Source organism: Micromonospora sp. NPDC047740, from assembly GCF_043204735.1.
Taxonomy (GTDB): Bacteria; Actinomycetota; Actinomycetes; order Mycobacteriales; family Micromonosporaceae; genus Micromonospora.
Window position 1 is genome coordinate 83,877 of the sequence record NZ_JBIDCT010000007.1, and the last position, 14,772, is coordinate 98,648.

12 protein-coding genes are annotated in these 14,772 nt (G+C 73.8%); 4 read left to right on the forward strand and 8 right to left on the reverse strand.

Features of this window, described 5'->3' with window-relative positions:
* Positions 1-58 precede the first annotated feature (58 nt).
* Positions 59-1,186, forward strand: coding sequence for an LCP family protein (locus ACGF4F_RS14830; protein WP_357438016.1), 1,128 nt, complete (start codon positions 59-61; stop codon positions 1,184-1,186).
* 51 nt (positions 1,187-1,237) lie between these two features.
* On the opposite strand, the gene ACGF4F_RS14835 is transcribed toward ACGF4F_RS14830, so the two are convergent.
* The 4 genes from ACGF4F_RS14835 to guaB form a co-directional block, all read right to left on the reverse strand.
* Complete coding sequence (locus ACGF4F_RS14835) at positions 1,238-2,698, reverse strand: M1 family metallopeptidase (protein WP_357438019.1); 1,461 nt, start codon at positions 2,696-2,698, stop codon at positions 1,238-1,240.
* Positions 2,699-2,782: 84 nt separating this feature from the next.
* Positions 2,783-4,180, reverse strand: a complete 1,398-nt coding sequence (locus ACGF4F_RS14840) for a M1 family metallopeptidase (RefSeq protein WP_357438022.1) — start codon at positions 4,178-4,180, stop codon at positions 2,783-2,785.
* A 67-nt stretch (positions 4,181-4,247) separates the two neighbouring features.
* Positions 4,248-5,366, reverse strand: coding sequence for a GuaB3 family IMP dehydrogenase-related protein (locus tag ACGF4F_RS14845; protein WP_357438025.1), 1,119 nt, complete (start codon positions 5,364-5,366; stop codon positions 4,248-4,250).
* 28 nt (positions 5,367-5,394) lie between these two features.
* The gene (guaB, locus tag ACGF4F_RS14850) at positions 5,395-6,957 is read right to left on the reverse strand and encodes an IMP dehydrogenase (RefSeq protein ID WP_357438028.1); all 1,563 of its coding nucleotides are present in this window, start codon (positions 6,955-6,957) and stop codon (positions 5,395-5,397) included.
* A gap of 198 nt (positions 6,958-7,155) precedes the next feature.
* Between guaB and ACGF4F_RS14855 the strand changes: the two genes are divergently transcribed.
* Positions 7,156-7,566, forward strand: a complete 411-nt coding sequence (locus ACGF4F_RS14855) for a DUF5319 domain-containing protein (RefSeq protein ID WP_357438031.1) — start codon at positions 7,156-7,158, stop codon at positions 7,564-7,566.
* Positions 7,567-7,584: 18 nt separating this feature from the next.
* On the opposite strand, the gene ACGF4F_RS14860 is transcribed toward ACGF4F_RS14855, so the two are convergent.
* Positions 7,585-8,400: a LuxR C-terminal-related transcriptional regulator gene (locus ACGF4F_RS14860; RefSeq protein ID WP_357438034.1), complete on the reverse strand. Its 816-nt coding sequence runs from the start codon at positions 8,398-8,400 to the stop codon at positions 7,585-7,587.
* A 253-nt stretch (positions 8,401-8,653) separates the two neighbouring features.
* On the opposite strand from ACGF4F_RS14860, the gene ACGF4F_RS14865 reads away from it, so the two are divergent.
* Positions 8,654-9,037, forward strand: coding sequence for a WhiB family transcriptional regulator (locus tag ACGF4F_RS14865; protein ID WP_357438037.1), 384 nt, complete (start codon positions 8,654-8,656; stop codon positions 9,035-9,037).
* 294 nt (positions 9,038-9,331) lie between these two features.
* Here the strand turns inward: ACGF4F_RS14865 and ACGF4F_RS14870 are convergent, their stop codons facing one another.
* The 3 genes from ACGF4F_RS14870 to groES form a co-directional block, all read right to left on the reverse strand.
* On the reverse strand, positions 9,332-10,963 hold the full coding sequence (locus tag ACGF4F_RS14870) for a molybdopterin-dependent oxidoreductase (protein ID WP_357438040.1): 1,632 nt from the start codon (positions 10,961-10,963) through the stop codon (positions 9,332-9,334).
* Between the two features lie 117 nt (positions 10,964-11,080).
* Entirely contained in the window at positions 11,081-12,727 is a 1,647-nt protein-coding gene (groL, locus tag ACGF4F_RS14875) for a chaperonin GroEL (RefSeq protein WP_357438043.1), read from the reverse strand.
* 70 nt (positions 12,728-12,797) lie between these two features.
* Positions 12,798-13,112, reverse strand: coding sequence for a co-chaperone GroES (gene groES / locus ACGF4F_RS14880; protein ID WP_018222648.1), 315 nt, complete (start codon positions 13,110-13,112; stop codon positions 12,798-12,800).
* Positions 13,113-13,548: 436 nt separating this feature from the next.
* On the opposite strand from groES, the gene ACGF4F_RS14885 reads away from it, so the two are divergent.
* Positions 13,549-14,769: a methyltransferase domain-containing protein gene (locus ACGF4F_RS14885; protein ID WP_357438045.1), complete on the forward strand. Its 1,221-nt coding sequence runs from the start codon at positions 13,549-13,551 to the stop codon at positions 14,767-14,769.
* Positions 14,770-14,772 lie beyond the last annotated feature (3 nt).

Here is a 14,772-nt window from a genome sequence, read left to right on the forward strand (position 1 = left end):
CCATGCAACCAGCGGCGCCCCCTGACGCGTCGAGTGGACATCGGGGAAGGGGTCCACCATGCCGGGCGCGACACCGAGACGACGCTGGCCACTGGGGTTGGCCGCGCTGACGGCCGTACTGCTGGTCGCCGCCGGGGCGGTGGTGGCCGCCCGGCTGGTCTCCCGCCCGTCCCCCGGCGCCTCGCCCGGCCCCGCCGCCGGCGCGGCCACGCCCACGGCGTCCGCCGGCACCCCGAGCCCGACCCCGGCCAGCCCCACCCCGCCGCCGGGCGCCGACCTCACCGGCCCGCTCAACCTGCTGCTGGTCGGGGTGGACACCCGGGTCACCGTGCCCGGCTGGGAACCGCACGGCGACGCCGTGCTGGTCCTGCACGTGCCGGCCGGGCTGGACCGGGCGTACCTCTTCTCCCTCCCCCGCGACCTGGTGGTGGACATCCCGGCCTTCCCGAAGTCCGGCTACCCGGGCGGCCGGACCAAGCTGACCCACGCGATGAGCTACGGCAGCCGGGTTCCCGGCGACAAGGCCCACCCCAGCACCGCCCAGGGGTACGAACTGCTGCGCACCACGGTCAGCCGGTACACCGGCCTGCGCATCGACGCGGGCGCGGTGATCAACTTCGGCGGATTCGACAAGCTGGTCGACATCCTCGGCGGCGTGGACCTCTATGTGGACCAGCGGGTCGCCTCGATCCACCGCCGGCCCGACGGGCGCTACCGGGACCGGGCCGGCAGCACCTACACCGGCCCGCAGATGGTCTACGAGAAGGGCGACCGCCACCTGACCGGCTGGCAGGCGCTGGACTACGCCCGGCAGCGCTACACCGCCGGCGGCGACTACACCCGGCAGCGCCACCAGCAGCAGCTCATCCGGGCGCTGGCCCGGAAGATCCTCGACCAGGGGCTGGCCCGGGACCCGGCGCGGGTCGACCAGGTGGCCGCCGCCCTCGGCGACACCCTGGTGTACGCCGGCGGCGGGCGCCGGCTGGTGGAGTTCGCGTACGCCCTGGGCGGGCTGCCCGCCGACGGTTTCGTCCTGGTCGGACTTCCTGGCGACGCGGTGGGCAAGGGTGGGTCCTACCGCGGCGAGCAGCTCCAGCCCGTGGGCCGGCAGTTCCTGGCGGCGCTGCGCGGCGGCACCGCGGACGCGTTCCTGACCGCGCACCCGGCGCTACGCATCAAGACCTGACCACGGTCGGCCGGAACGGCCCGCGGTGCCGGCGTTGACCGCGGCCCTTCCTCACAGCCGCTTCGGTGCGGCCGGCCGCTCGGTGTCGTAGAGCCAGGCGTCGAAGAGCTTGCCGAGCTTCTTGTGCGAGATCCGCTCGGCCAGGGCCACGAAGTCCTGCGTGGTGGCGTTGCCGTTCTTCTTCTCCTCCGCCCAGGTCCGCAGGATGGAGAAGAAGGCGGCGTCGCCGACGGCCACCCGCAGCGCGTGCACGGTCATGCCGCCCCGCTCGTACACCGACTGGCTGAACAGGTTCGCCACCCCCGGCTTGCCCGGCGGCGTGCGCCAGACCTGCCCCGAGGCACCCGCGTACTTCTGGTCGAAGGTGCGCTGGACGGTGGACTGGCCGGTGTGCTCGGCCCAGAGCCATTCGGCGTACGTGGCCAGGCCCTCGTTGAGCCAGATGTCCTGCCACTTCTGCAGCGCCACGCTGTTGCCGAACCACTGGTGGGCCAGCTCGTGCGCGACCACCCCGGTGTTGTCGCCCTGCCGGAAGAAGCTGGCCGAGTAGACCGGGCGGCTCTGCGTCTCCAGCGCGTACCGGATCCGGTCGTCGGCGACCACCACCCCGCCGTACGCGTCGAACGGGTACGGCCCGAAGACGCTCTCCAGGTAGTCGGCGACCTCGGTGGTCCGGGCGATCGACCGGTCCGGCGCGCCCTCGGCCACCTTCGTGGTGACCGCGCTGTACACCGGCCGTCCCCGGTGCTCCCCGGTGGTCACCCGGAACTTCCCGATCGCCACCGTGGCCAGATAGCTGGCCATCGGCGACCCCTCCGACCAGCGCCAGGTGGTCCAGTCGCCCCGGGTGGTCCGTCCCTTCGGGACACCGTTGCTGACCGCGGTGAGCCCCTTCGGCACGGTGATCTCGAAGTCGTAGGTGGCCTTGTCGGAGGGGTGGTCGTTGACCGGGAACCAGGTGCTCGCCGACTCCGGCTGGCCGAGCGCGATCGCCCCGTCGGCGGTGTGCAGCCAGCCGCCCTCGCCGAGCGCGTCGTTGGGCAGGGCGGCCGGCTCGCCGTCGTACCTGATCTGGACGACGAAGCCGTTGCCGGAGGTCAGGCCGGTGGCCGGGGTGACCACCAGCTCGTCGTCGGTGCGGGCGTGGGCGGCCTGCGCCCCGTCCACGGTCACCGACCGCACGGTCAGCCCGGCCAGGTCCAGGTTGAACGCGGATAGGTTCGCCGTCGCGGTGGCCCGCACCTCGGTGGTGCCGGTGAGCTGGTCCTTGGCCGGGTCGTAGCGCACCCGCACGGTGTAGTGGGTGACGTCGTAGCCGCCGTTGCCGTAGCTCGGGAAGTAGGCGTCGCCAGCCCCGGCCGCACCCGGCCCGGAGGTCCGCGCGGCCGTCGCGCTGGGCGGCCCGACGGTCGGCGTCGCGGCCGGGTCGGCCGAGCCACAGCCGGCGAGCAGCAGCGTGCCGCAGGCCAGCAGCCCGAGGCGTCGTCGTCCGCTCCGCCGTGCCCGCGTCATCGCCCTCGATCCCTCCTCGGCCCGTCTTCGCCTGCCCGGGCCGCTCCGCCCGCGGCAGCCTACCGATCGATGATCACGCCCGCGTCACGGCAGGGCCGGCGCGGTGGCACCGACCAGCCAGGCGTCGAAGAGCGGGCGCAGCGACCGGCCGGCGACGCGCTCCGCGTAGCCGATGAAGTCGGCGGTGGTGGCGGTGCCGTTCCGCCGCTCGGCCAACCAGCCGCGCAGCATGCGGAAGAAGGTCTCGTCGCCGACCGCGCGGCGCAGCGCGTGCACGGCCAGCGCGCCGCGCTGGTAGACCGCGTCGCCGAACATCGCCGCCCGGCCCGGGTCCACCGTCGGTTTCGTCCAGTCGGTCACCGCGTACCGGTCGGCGACGGCCTGCGCCACGGTGCGGACGCCGTCGTGCTCGTTCCAGAGCCACTCGGCGTACGTGGCGAAGCCCTCGTTGAGCCAGATGTCGCTCCACCGCGACAGCGAGACACTGTCGCCGAACCACTGGTGGGCCAGCTCGTGCGCCACCACCTCGGTGTTCGGCCGGCCGCCCCGGAAGAAGCCCGGCCCGTAGACCGGCCGGGTCTGGGTCTCCAGCGCGTACCGGATGCGCTCGTCGGCAACCGCGATGCCGCCGTACGCGTCGAACGGGTACGGCCCGAACCGCCCGGCCAGGAAGTCGGCGACCTCGCCGGTCCGGGCCAGCGCCCGGGCAGCCGGCCCGTCCGCCGGCAACCCGGCGGCGACCGCGGTGACCAGCGGCTTCCCGGCGTGCGTGCCGGTCGACACCCGGTAGTTCCCGATCACCAGGGTGGTCAGGTAGCTGGCCATCGGCGACCCCTCGGACCAGCGCCAGGTGGTCCAGCCGTCCTTGCTGGACTGTCCCTTGGGCACCCCGTTGCTCAGCGCGGCGAGCCCGTCCGGGACGGTCACCTCGAGGTCGTAGGTGGCCTTGTCGGAGGGGTGGTCGTTGACCGGAAACCAGGTGCTCGCCGACTCCGGCTGGCCGAGCGCGATCGCCCCGTCGCCGGTGGCGTGGAAGCCGCCGTCGCCCAGCTCGCCGCTGGGCAGCGGCTGCGGCACCCCGCCGTACGCCACCTCGACGGTGAACCGCTTCCCGGCCGGCAGCCCGTGCGCCGGGGTGACCACCAGCTCGTTGCCGTCCCGCCGGTGGGTGGCCGGGGCGCCGTCGACGCGTACCCGGTCGACGGTGAGGCCGGCGAGGTCGAACTGGAACCGGGACAGCCCGGCGGTCGCGGTGGCGGTGACGGTGGCCTGGCCGGTGAGCCGGTCGCTGGCCGGGTCGTAGCGGACCTGCAGCGCGTAGTGGGCGACGTCGTAGCCGCCGTTGCCGGCCCCCGGCACGTACGGGTCGCCGAGGTCGGCCGCCCCTGGTCTGAACCGCGCGTTTGCGTCCTCGTCGGTGCACCCGCCCGCCAGCAGCGCGACCGCCAGCACCGCCGCCGACCAGCGCCGCCCCCGTGTCATCCGCCGAGCCTAGACGCGCGACGGCGCGGGTGAGACCGAATCCACACCCGCGCCGTCGCCGGTCGAGTCAGCGGTCGAGGACCAGGCCGACCTTCTGGAACTCCTTGAGGTCGCGGTAGCCGCACTTGGCCATCGCCCGGCGCAGGCCGCCGAAGAGGTTGAGCTGGCCGTCCGGCTCGTCGGCCGGGCCGAAGAGCAGCTTCTCCATCGCGCCCAGCGGCTCGCCGGCCACCTCGAACGCACCGCGCGGCAGCGACGGGTGGCTGGCCGCCGAGTGCCACCAGGCACCGCCGGCCGGGGCCTCCGCGCAGCGGGAGAGCGGCTCGCCCAGCATCACCGCGTCCGCGCCGCAGCCGAGCGCCTTGGCGATGTCGCCGGAGGTCTGGATGTCGCCGTCGGCGATCAGGTGCACGTACCGGCCGCCGGTCTCGTCCAGGTAGTCCCGGCGGGCCGCGGCGGCGTCGGCGATGGCGGTGGCCATCGGCACCCGGATGCCGAGCACCGACTCCGTGGTCGACCAGTCGTCGCCGCCGATGCCGACGATCACGCCGGCCGCGCCGGTACGCATCAGGTGCAGCGCGGTCTTGTAGTCGGTGCAGCCGCCGACGATGACCGGCAGGTCGAGGTCGGCGATGAACTCCTTGAGGTTCAGCGGCTCGTCGGTGGTGGAGACGTGCTCGGCGGAGACGATCGTGCCCTGGATGACCAGGATGTCCACGCCGGCGTCCAGGATCACCGGGGCGAGCGCGAGGGTGTGCTGCGGGGACACCCGGACGGCCACCGTGCCGCCCCCGGCCCGCAGCTCGCGGACCCGCTCGGCGATCAGGTCCGGACGGATCGGCTCGGCGTACACCTCCTGGAGCCGCTTGGTCGCCCGCGCCTCCTCGTCCAGGCCGGCCAGCTCCTCCAGCACCTTGGTCGGGTTCTCGTACCGGGTCCACAGGCCCTCGACGTTGAGCACGCCCAGGCCGCCGAGCTGGCCGAGCTGCACTGCCGAGGAGGGGCTCATGGTCGCGTCGGACGGGTGCCCGACGCAGGGGATGCCGAACTGGTAGGCGTCGAGCTGCCAGGCCGTGGAGACGTCGTCGACGTCCCGGGTGCGGCGGCTCGGCACGATGGCGATTTCGTCCAGGTGGTAGCCGCGCTGCGCGGTCTTGCCCAGCCCGATCTCGACCACGTCACGCATGGGGACTCCAGGTGGTTGGGGGTGATGGTCAGCGGGTGTGGTAGTTGGGCGCCTCGACCGTCATCTGGATGTCGTGCGGGTGGCTCTCCTTGAGCCCGGCCGCGGTGATCCGGATGAGCTGGCCACGCTCGTGCAACTCCGGGATGCTCTCGGCACCGGCGTACCCCATCGCCAGCCGCAGCCCGCCGACGAGCTGGTGGGCGACCTGGGCGAGCGGGCCCCGGTAGGGCACCTGGCCCTCGACGCCCTCCGGGACCAGCTTCTCGTCGCTGGTCACGTCCTGCTGGAAGTAGCGGTCCTTGGAGTACGACTTGGCCTGGCCGCGGGACTGCATCGCGCCGAGCGAGCCCATCCCCCGGTACGCCTTGTACTGCTTGCCGTTGATGAAGAGCAGCTCGCCCGGGCTCTCCTCGCTGCCTGCCAGCAGGCCGCCGAGCATCACCGTGTCGGCGCCGGCCACCAGGGCCTTGGCGATGTCGCCCGAGTATTGGATGCCGCCGTCGCCGATCACCGGCACGCCGGCCGGGCGGGCCGCCCGGGCGGCCTCCATGATCGCGGTGATCTGCGGTACGCCCACCCCGGCCACGATCCGGGTGGTGCAGATGGCGCCGGGGCCGACGCCCACCTTGACGCCGTCCGCGCCCGCGTCGACCAGCGCCTTCGCACCGGCGTACGTGGCCACGTTGCCGCCGACGATGTCGATGGCGACGTCCTTCTTGAGCCGGGCGACCATCTCCAGCACGGCGCGCTGGTGGCCGTGCGCGGTGTCCACGATCAGCACGTCGACGCCCGCGTCGACCAGGGTGCGGGCCCGCTTGTACGCGTCCTCGCCCACGCCGATCGCGGCGGCGACCCGGAGCCGGCCGGCGGAGTCCTTGGTGGCGTTCGGGTACTGCTCGCTCTTGGTGAAGTCCTTGACCGTGATCAGGCCACGCAGCTTGCCCGAGTCGTCGACGATCGGCAGCTTCTCCACCTTGTGCTGCCGGAGCAGCGCCAGCGCCTCGTCCTTGCTCACCCCGACCGGGGCGGTGACCAGCGGGGTGCGGGTCATGATCTCGCGGACCGGGGTGGACGGGTCGGAGACGAAGCGCATGTCGCGGTTGGTGACGATGCCGACGAGCTCGCCCTGCCCGTCGACCACCGGCACGCCGGAGATGCGGTAGCGGCCACAGAGCGAGTCGACCTCGCGGAGGGTGTCGTCCGGGCTGGCGGTCACCGGGTTGGTGATCATGCCGGACTCGGAGCGCTTCACCAGGTCGACCTGGAGCGCCTGGTCCTCGACGGAGAGGTTGCGGTGCAGCACACCGATGCCGCCCTGGCGGGCCATGGCGATCGCCATCCGCGCCTCGGTGACGGTGTCCATCGCGCTGGACAGCAGCGGGATGTTGAGCTCGACGGTGCGGGTGAGCTTGGTGCGGGTGTTCACCCGGCTCGGGACGACGTCCGACTCGCCGGGCTGGAGCAGCACGTCGTCGAAGGTCAGCCCGAGCGGCACCACCCGCGCCGAGCCGGCCGGCAGTTCGGGCAGGTGACCGCCCAGCTCGCCGCCGTCGACGCCGGCAGTAAGGTCGGTGCTGGGCGAATTCTCCACGATTGCTCCCCTGAGCTGTTTCGGACGGGCTTCAGCGAGGCGGCGCGCGCCTGGACCGGCGCACGCCGAGATGACGGCGCGTCGCTTCATCGTACCCACCAACCAGCGCGGGTCCCGGCAGCGGCGGGCCAGGGTAGGCGGCGCCACAGGGAGTCCCGGGGGCGGACTTTTCGGTGTGGCGGGGACTACGGTGAGGGGGTGCACGACGAGCCCATCGACCCGTTCAACGGCGACCCGGCCGATCCGGCTGCCAGCCTGCACGACCCGCGCGCGGACGACCCGCTCGACCCGCTGACCGAGGTCGAGCGGCAGGATGTCCTGGAGGACCTCGCCGACCTGGAGATCTACCAGGCCCTGCTCCAGCCGATCGGGGTGCGTGGCCTGGTCATCGAGTGCGAGGACTGCCGCGAGCCGCACTACTTCGACTGGGACCTGCTCCGGGGCAACCTGCGCCACCTGCTCAACTCCGGGCGCCCGCGGGTGCACGAGCCGGCCTACGACCCGGACCCGGACCACTACGTCAGCTGGGACTACGCCCGGGGCTACGCGGACGGCGTGCACGACACCCTGACCGAGGGCACCGAGGACGACCCGTCCGCCGAGGACTGACCGCCCGGCCGGTGCCGCTCAGGCGACCAGGCCGGCGCGGAAGCCCGCGGCCACGGCGTGCGCCCGGTCCCGGGCGCCCAGCTTGCGGAACAGCCGGCGGGCGTGCGTCTTGACGGTGTCCTCCGAGACGAACAACTCCCGCCCGATCTCCGCGTTGCTCTTCCCCTCGGCCATGCCGAGCAGCACCTGAAGCTCCCGCTCGGTCAGCCCGATGGCGCTGCGGGCGTTGGGCGTGGCACGCTGCGGACCGCCCGCCGGCGCCGGCTCGGCATCGGCCGGATCGGGGGCGTCCTCGCCCCGCTGCACCGGCACCACCGTGGGCGCGCCGCCCGGCACCTCCGGCGGGCCCGCCGACCAGGCCGGCGCCGGTCCGGCGGGGGTACGCCCCGGCGCGGCCGAGCGGGCCGTCCCGCCGACCGCCGCGGTGTCCCGGGCCGGGTCGGTCACCCGGTGCTTGGCCGCCCGTCCGGGAGCGGCGAGCAGCAGCAGGGCCTTCGCCACCGCGCTGGTCAGATCATGGTCGGCACCCTGGATGAGCCCACGCGCTCCGGCGCTGATGGTGGCCGCCGCCGCCTCCGACTCCTCGGTTCCGAGCAGCAGCACCGCGGCCTGGGGCGCCCGGGCGAGCACCCGCCGGACGAAGCCCGCGCTGTCCGGCCGGGTGAGGGCGGTGTCGGCGAGCACCACGTCGACGGGGCGTTCGGCGAGCCGCAACATCACCTCGGGATCGGAGACCGCCGTCCGGACGACGCCGGACAGCCCGAGCCGCGCCGCCGCGGAGGCCAGGTGCTGGGCCGCGATTGGTGTCCGAACGCATACGAGAACGCTACGCACAGTCGTCTCCTCTCCGACTCAGAGCAGACCACGGCGGGGCCGGGTCAGGAGGAGGTTCCGGGCAATCATCAGAACTTTTCCGACAGATGGGGCATATGCCACCAACCGTCCGAGGTTTTCGATCAAAGATGTGTGAGCGCTGGACAGCCCGGGTACGAGGGGTCAGGCCGGAAACGGGTGTCCCGCGCGGACCGCCGACCGGTAGCTGGCCACGAAGGATTCTCCGCGGTGCCGCGCGGGAGGAGGGGTGCTGATGTCGAACGTACGCAGACTGCCTGGACCCATTGTCGACCTGTGGGACTGGCAGCGGCTCGGTGCCTGCCGGGGGAGGGACAGCGCTCAGTTCTTCCACCCCGACGGCGAGCGCGGCTCCTCGCGGCTGCGCCGCGAGTCCGGCGCCAAGGCCGTCTGCCGGGCCTGCCCGGTACGGGCCGAGTGCGCCGCCCACGCCCTGTCGGTCCGCGAGCCGTACGGCGTGTGGGGCGGGTTCAGCGAGGCGGAGCGGCTCCGGCTGCTCGCCCTCGGCTGGGAGGACCTCGCCGACCGCCGGCACACCCGGGTCGACGTGGCCCGGCTGGAGGCCCGGCTCGGCCAGCCGCACAGGTCCACCGTGCCGGAACAGCGCAAGGTCGCCTGACCGGCCGACACCGGCCATCCCGACGCCGCGTCCCGAACTCCGGGGCGCGGCGTCGTGTGTGCGCCGTCGGGCCGGACCCGCCAGGCGACGCCGGCTCCGCGCGGGGAGACAGGTTCTCGCTCCCTTTCGAGCTGACATCACGAACGACTCGGCACGCGCATGAGTCGTTCACGACATCAGCTCCACAGCGAGCGAGCAGGGCCTCTCCGGCCCCGCGCCGCCAGCCACCCGCGGCGGCCACCCTCGCCGCGCACGTGCCCGTCGTGGAGATCGACCCGGCGTCCGCCGGCCGGTTCAGCCGACGGTCACCCGCACCGTGTGCCAGCCGGTGGCCCCGTCCGGCGCGACCGGCCGCCGCTCCCCCGGCTGGGTCTCGCCGTCGGCGTCGGTGGCGCGTACCCGGAGGGTGTGCTCGCCCGGGGTGGCGGCCCAGCGCCACGACCACTGCACCCAGGTGTCCACCGAGACCGTCGGGGCGAGCGTCGCCTGCTGCCAGGGGCCGCCGTCGACGCGTACCTCGACGGTCCGGATGCCCCGGTGCTGAGCCCAGGCCACCCCGGCGACCGTGACCGGGCCGGCGGTGAGCCGGTTGCGCGGGCGCGGCGTGTCGATCCGCGACTGGGTCTTGATCGGCGCCTGCGCCGACCACCCGCGCGGCACCCAGTACGCGTCGAAGTCGGCGAAGCGGGTCAGCTCCAGCTCGGTCACCCACTTGCACGCCGAGACGTACCCGTAGAGCCCGGGCACCACCATGCGCACCGGGAAGCCGTGCTCGACCGGCAGCGGCTCGCCGTTCATGCCGACCGCGAGCAGCGCGTCGCGACCGTCCCGCAGCACCGCCGTCGGGGTGCCGCAGGTCCAGCCGTCGACCGAGCGCCCGACCACCTGGTCCGCGCCCTCCTCCGGCTCGGCCTCGTCCAGCAACTCCTTGATCGGTACGCCGAGCCACCGGGCATTGCCGATCAGGTCCCCGCCCACCTCGTTCGAGACGCAGGCCAGCGTCACGTAGCGCTCGACCATCGGCCGGGCGAGCAGGTCGGCGAAGCTCAACTCGATCGGCTTGCGTACCCGGCCGTGGATGCGCAGCCGCCAGGTCGCCGGGTCCACCTGCGGCACCACCAGGGCGGTGTCGATCCGGTAGAACTCCTGGTTCGGGGTCACGTAGGGGGCAAGCCGGCTCACCGACAGGTCCGCGCCGGCCGGCACCGGCGGGGCGGGCGCCACCGGGGCGGGCAGGGCCACCGCCTGCCGGGCCGCCGAGACGCCCCGCCGGCCGGCCAGCCAGTGCCCGCCGAGCCCCGCCACCGCCGCCGTCCCGGCCAGCAGGCCGACGTCGCGCAGGAACCGCCGCCGCGGCCCCGGATCCCCGCTCTCCAGCGGCTCCCACCCCGCGACGGGCTCCTCCCGCGCGAGCGCGGCGACGGCCGGGGGTGGGGTGGGCCCGGGTGAGGTGGCCCGGTGTGGTGTGGCCGGGCCCGCCGGCCCCGGATCCACCCGCAGCGGGCCGGCGACGAAGGCCCAGAGCGTCAGCGCCCCCAGCCCGCCGCCGACCAGCGAGGGCAGCGCGTCGGCGGCGTCCGCGCCGGCCCGGGTCAGCGCGGCGGCCACCCCGAGGGCGGCGAACCCGGCGATGCCGGCCGGGCCGGCCCAGCGTCGCCGGGCCGCGAGCACGCCGAGCAGCGCGGCGAACGCGGCCAGCAGCACCGCCGTCCCGACCAGCAGGGCGATCTTGTCGTACCGGCCGAAGAGCGCGATGGCGAACTGCTTGAGCGGCTCGGGCACCAGGTCGACCACCAGGCCGCCGACCGCGATCAGCGGCGCCGAGCGGGGCCCGGTGAGGACGGCCACCGGCTCGGCGGAGCCGATCGCCACGGCCGCGGCGGTGACCCCGGCCAGCGCCGCCCGGCGGCGGGACATGCTGCTCACGCCGACCAGTGTGGGCGCGCCCAGCGGCCGACCGCCAGCCACGTCAGCGTTCCGTAAGCAGATACGGATCAGGGCACACCGCGTGGGCGGTGTGCCCTGACTCAGGCCGTACGGGGATCAGAAGCCCGGGCCGTGCTGGTGGCCGTGACCGTGGCCGTGGCCGTGGCCACCGCCGGCGGCCGGCTCGGCCTTCTCCGGCTTCTCCACCACCAGGCTCTCGGTGGTGAGCAGCAGGCCGGCGATCGAGGCGGCGTTGGTGACCGCGTTGCGGGTCACCTTCACCGGGTCGATGATGCCGGACTTGACCAGGTCCACGTACTCGCCCTTGGCGGCGTCGAGGCCGTGGCCCCACTCCTTGCCGGCGACCTTCTGCACCACCACGTAGCCGTCGTGGCCGGCGTTCTGGGCGATCCAGCGCAGCGGCTCGACCAGCGCCTTGCGCACGATCGAGACGCCGACCTTCTCGTCACCGGTGAAGCCGAGGTCGTCGTCGAGCGCCGGCAGGATCTGGGCCAGGGCGGCGCCGCCGCCCGGAACCGTACCCTCCTCCACCGCGGCCTTGGTCGCCGCGATGGCGTCCTCGATGCGGTGCTTGCGCTCCTTCATCTCGACCTCGGTGGCCGCGCCCGCCTTGATGACCGCGACGCCACCGGAGAGCTTCGCCAGCCGCTCGGCCAGCTTCTCCCGGTCCCACTCGGAGTCCGAGGCCTCGATCTCCTTGCGGATCTGGGCGACCCGGTCGGCGACCTCGGAGGCCCGACCACCACCGTCGACGACGGTGGTGGTCTCCTTGTCGACCACCACGCGGCGGGCGGTGCCGAGCACCTCCACGCCGACCTGGTCGAGCTTGTAGCCCAGCTCCGGGGCGACCAGCTCGGCACCGGTCAGGATCGCCATGTCCTGCAGCATCGCCTTGCGGCGGTCGCCGAAGCCGGGAGCCTTCACCGCGCAGACCTTGAGGGTCTTGCGGATCGCGTTGACCACCAGGGTGGACAGCGCCTGGCCCTCGACGTCCTCGGCGATGATCAGCAGCGGCTTGTTCTGCTGGAGGACCTTCTCCAGCAGCGGCAGCAGCTCCTCGATCGCCGAGATCTTCTGGGTGGTGATCAGGATGTACGGGTCCTCCAGGACCGACTCCTGCCCCTCCACGTCGGTGACGAAGTTGGGCGAGATGAAGCCCTTGTCGAACTGGAGGCCCTCGGTCACCTCCAGCTCCGTGGTGAGCGCGGAGCCCTCCTCGACGGTGATGACACCGTCGCGGCCGACCTTCTCCATCGCCTCGGCGATCAGCTCGCCGATGGTGGCGTCCTGTGCGGAGATCGTCGCGACGTGCGCGATCGACTCCTTGTCGGCCACCTCGACGGCCCGGCCGAGCAGGGCCTCGGAGACCTTGTTCGCCGCCGCGTCGATGCCCCGCTTGAGGCCGGCCGGGTTGGCGCCGGCCGCGACGTTGCGCAGGCCCTCGCGGACCATCGCCTGGGCCAGCACGGTCGCGGTGGTGGTCCCGTCGCCGGCGACGTCGTTGGTCTTGGTCGCCACCTCCTTGACCAGCTGCGCGCCGAGGTTCTCGTACGGGTTGGTGAGCTCGATCTCCTTGGCGATGGTCACGCCGTCGTTGGTGATCGTCGGTGCACCGAACTTCTTGTCCAGGACGACGTTGCGCCCGCGCGGGCCGAGGGTGACCTTGACCGCGTCCGCGAGAGCGTTGACACCGTGCTCGAGCAGGTGCCGGGCGTCGTCCGAGAAGCTGAGGATCTTCGCCATCGGTATCCCTTCGAAGCGACGCTGCCCCGGCCCGGCGAGCCGGACCGGGGCAACGACACTGATCGGTTGCTTACTTCTCGATGACCGCGAGGACGTCGCGGGCGGAGAGCACCAGGTACTCCTCGCCGGCGTACTTGACCTCGGTGCCGCCGTACTTCGAGTACAGGACGGTGTCGCCGACCTTCACGTCGATCGGAACGCGGTTGCCCTTGTCGTCGATCCGGCCCGGGCCGACAGCGAGGACGGTGCCCTCCTGCGGCTTCTCCTTGGCGGTGTCGGGGATCACGATGCCCGACGCCGTGGTGGTCTCAGCCTCGTTCGCCTGGACCACGATCCGGTCCTCGAGCGGCTTGATCGCAACCTTGGTCGCGGTAGTCACGGGCATACCCTCCTGGGGTACTGGTTTCGTTGCCGGTCGGCACGCCGACCGGCGTCAATCTGCCACATGCCACCGGGCGGGGCCGTCGTCGCGGGTGCCGGTCCGCCTGGCGTTCAACCCCCGGACACCAGGGCCCGGGCGTTGGCACCCTCAGGGTGAGAGTGCTAATCGCAGGTTATTCCTCGGCTAGCACTCCGTCAAGGAGAGTGCCAACGCAATGGCCCCCGTGTCGCCCACACCTTCGCCCCCGGCGAGCTGGCAACCCTTCGTCGCCGCCACCGCCGCCCTCCGGGTGGCCCGGCACGCCGCCCTCGCCGGCTCGGCGAGGTGGCGGGGTCCCGGCCCACCAAACCCGCCACGTCGGCGACGTCGCGGGATCCCGCCCCGCCGGCCCCCGCCAGGTCGGCGACCGGGCGCCGACCAGGGCCGGGAGAATGGGCGGATGGATCTCGACCAGCTCGCCGCGCTGCGTACCCCCGAGGGGTCGGCCGCCCTCGCGGCGGCCGCCGAGGTGGCCGGCGGCGACCCGCTGGCCGCGGCGGCCCGGCTCCGCTCGGCGGGGTTCCCGGCCGGGCTGGCCGCCGCCGCGCTCACCCAGGCCGAGCTGCGCCGCCGAGCGGTCGGCAAGTTCGGGCCCGGGGCCGCCGGCATGTTCCTCACCCGCCCCGGGCTGGAGCAGGCCACCCGCCGGGTGGTCGCCGACCGGCGGGCCGCGCGGCTGCGCGCCGCCGGCGTGCGCACCCTCGCCGACCTGGGGTGCGGTCTCGGCGCCGACGCACTCGCCGCCGCCCGCGCCGGCATCCGGGTGTACGGGGTGGAGGCCGATCCGGTGACCGCCGCGATGGCCGCCGCGAACGCCGAGGTGGCCGGGCTGGCCGACCTGTTCACCGTGGAATGCGGGGACGCGACGGCGTTCGACGTGACCCGGGTGGACGCGGTCTTCTGCGACCCGGCGCGACGGGCGACCGGCACCGGGCGGCGGATCTTCGACCCGAACGCCTACTCGCCGCCCTGGGATTTCGTCACCGGGCTGGCCGAACGGGTGCCGCGGACCGTGGTGAAGGTTGCCCCGGGGCTGGACCACGCGCTGATCCCGGCGGGCGCCGAGGCGGAGTGGGTCAGCGTGGCCGGCGACCTGGTCGAGGCCGCCCTCTGGTGCGGCGAGCTGGCCGAGGTGCCCCGCCGCGCGACCGTGCTGGAGGAAGGGCCCCCGCACAACGGCGCCGGCAGCGGAACGGCCCCCTGCCATCAGCTCACCGGCTCCGGCGACGCCGAGGCGCCGGTGGGCGCGGTCCGGCGGTACGTGTACGACCCCGACCCGGCGGTGGTCCGCGCGCACCTGGTCGCCGAGCTGGCCGCGGAGCTGTCCGCGACCCTCGCCGACCCGAGCATCGCCTACCTGTACGCCGACGCGCCGGTGGCCACCCCGTACGCCCGCTGCCTGACGGTCACCGACGTGCTGCCGTTCTCCCTGAAGCGGCTGCGCGCCCTGCTGCGCGAGCGCCGGGTGGGCCGGGTCGAGATCCTCAAGCGTGGCTCGGCGCTGGAGCCGGAGCAGCTGCGCCGGGACCTGAAGCTCGCCGGCAAGGCGGCGGCCAGCCTGATGCTCACCCGGGTGGGCGGCGCGCCGACCGTGCTGATCTGCCAGCCGGTGCCGGGCTGAGCC

Excerpts from the sequence above, each read along its gene's own strand:
- ACGF4F_RS14830 (WP_357438016.1), top strand. The coding sequence starts at position 59 with ATGCCGGGCGCGACACCGAGACGACGCTGGCCACTGGGGTTGGCCGCG.
- ACGF4F_RS14835 (WP_357438019.1), bottom strand. The coding sequence starts at position 2,698 with ATGACGCGGGCACGGCGGAGCGGACGACGACGCCTCGGGCTGCTGGCC.
- ACGF4F_RS14840 (WP_357438022.1), bottom strand. The coding sequence starts at position 4,180 with ATGACACGGGGGCGGCGCTGGTCGGCGGCGGTGCTGGCGGTCGCGCTG.
- ACGF4F_RS14845 (WP_357438025.1), bottom strand. The coding sequence starts at position 5,366 with ATGCGTGACGTGGTCGAGATCGGGCTGGGCAAGACCGCGCAGCGCGGC.
- ACGF4F_RS14865 (WP_357438037.1), top strand. The coding sequence starts at position 8,654 with ATGTCGAACGTACGCAGACTGCCTGGACCCATTGTCGACCTGTGGGAC.
- groL (WP_357438043.1), bottom strand. The coding sequence starts at position 12,727 with ATGGCGAAGATCCTCAGCTTCTCGGACGACGCCCGGCACCTGCTCGAG.
- groES (WP_018222648.1), bottom strand. The coding sequence starts at position 13,112 with ATGCCCGTGACTACCGCGACCAAGGTTGCGATCAAGCCGCTCGAGGAC.
- ACGF4F_RS14885 (WP_357438045.1), top strand. The coding sequence starts at position 13,549 with ATGGATCTCGACCAGCTCGCCGCGCTGCGTACCCCCGAGGGGTCGGCC.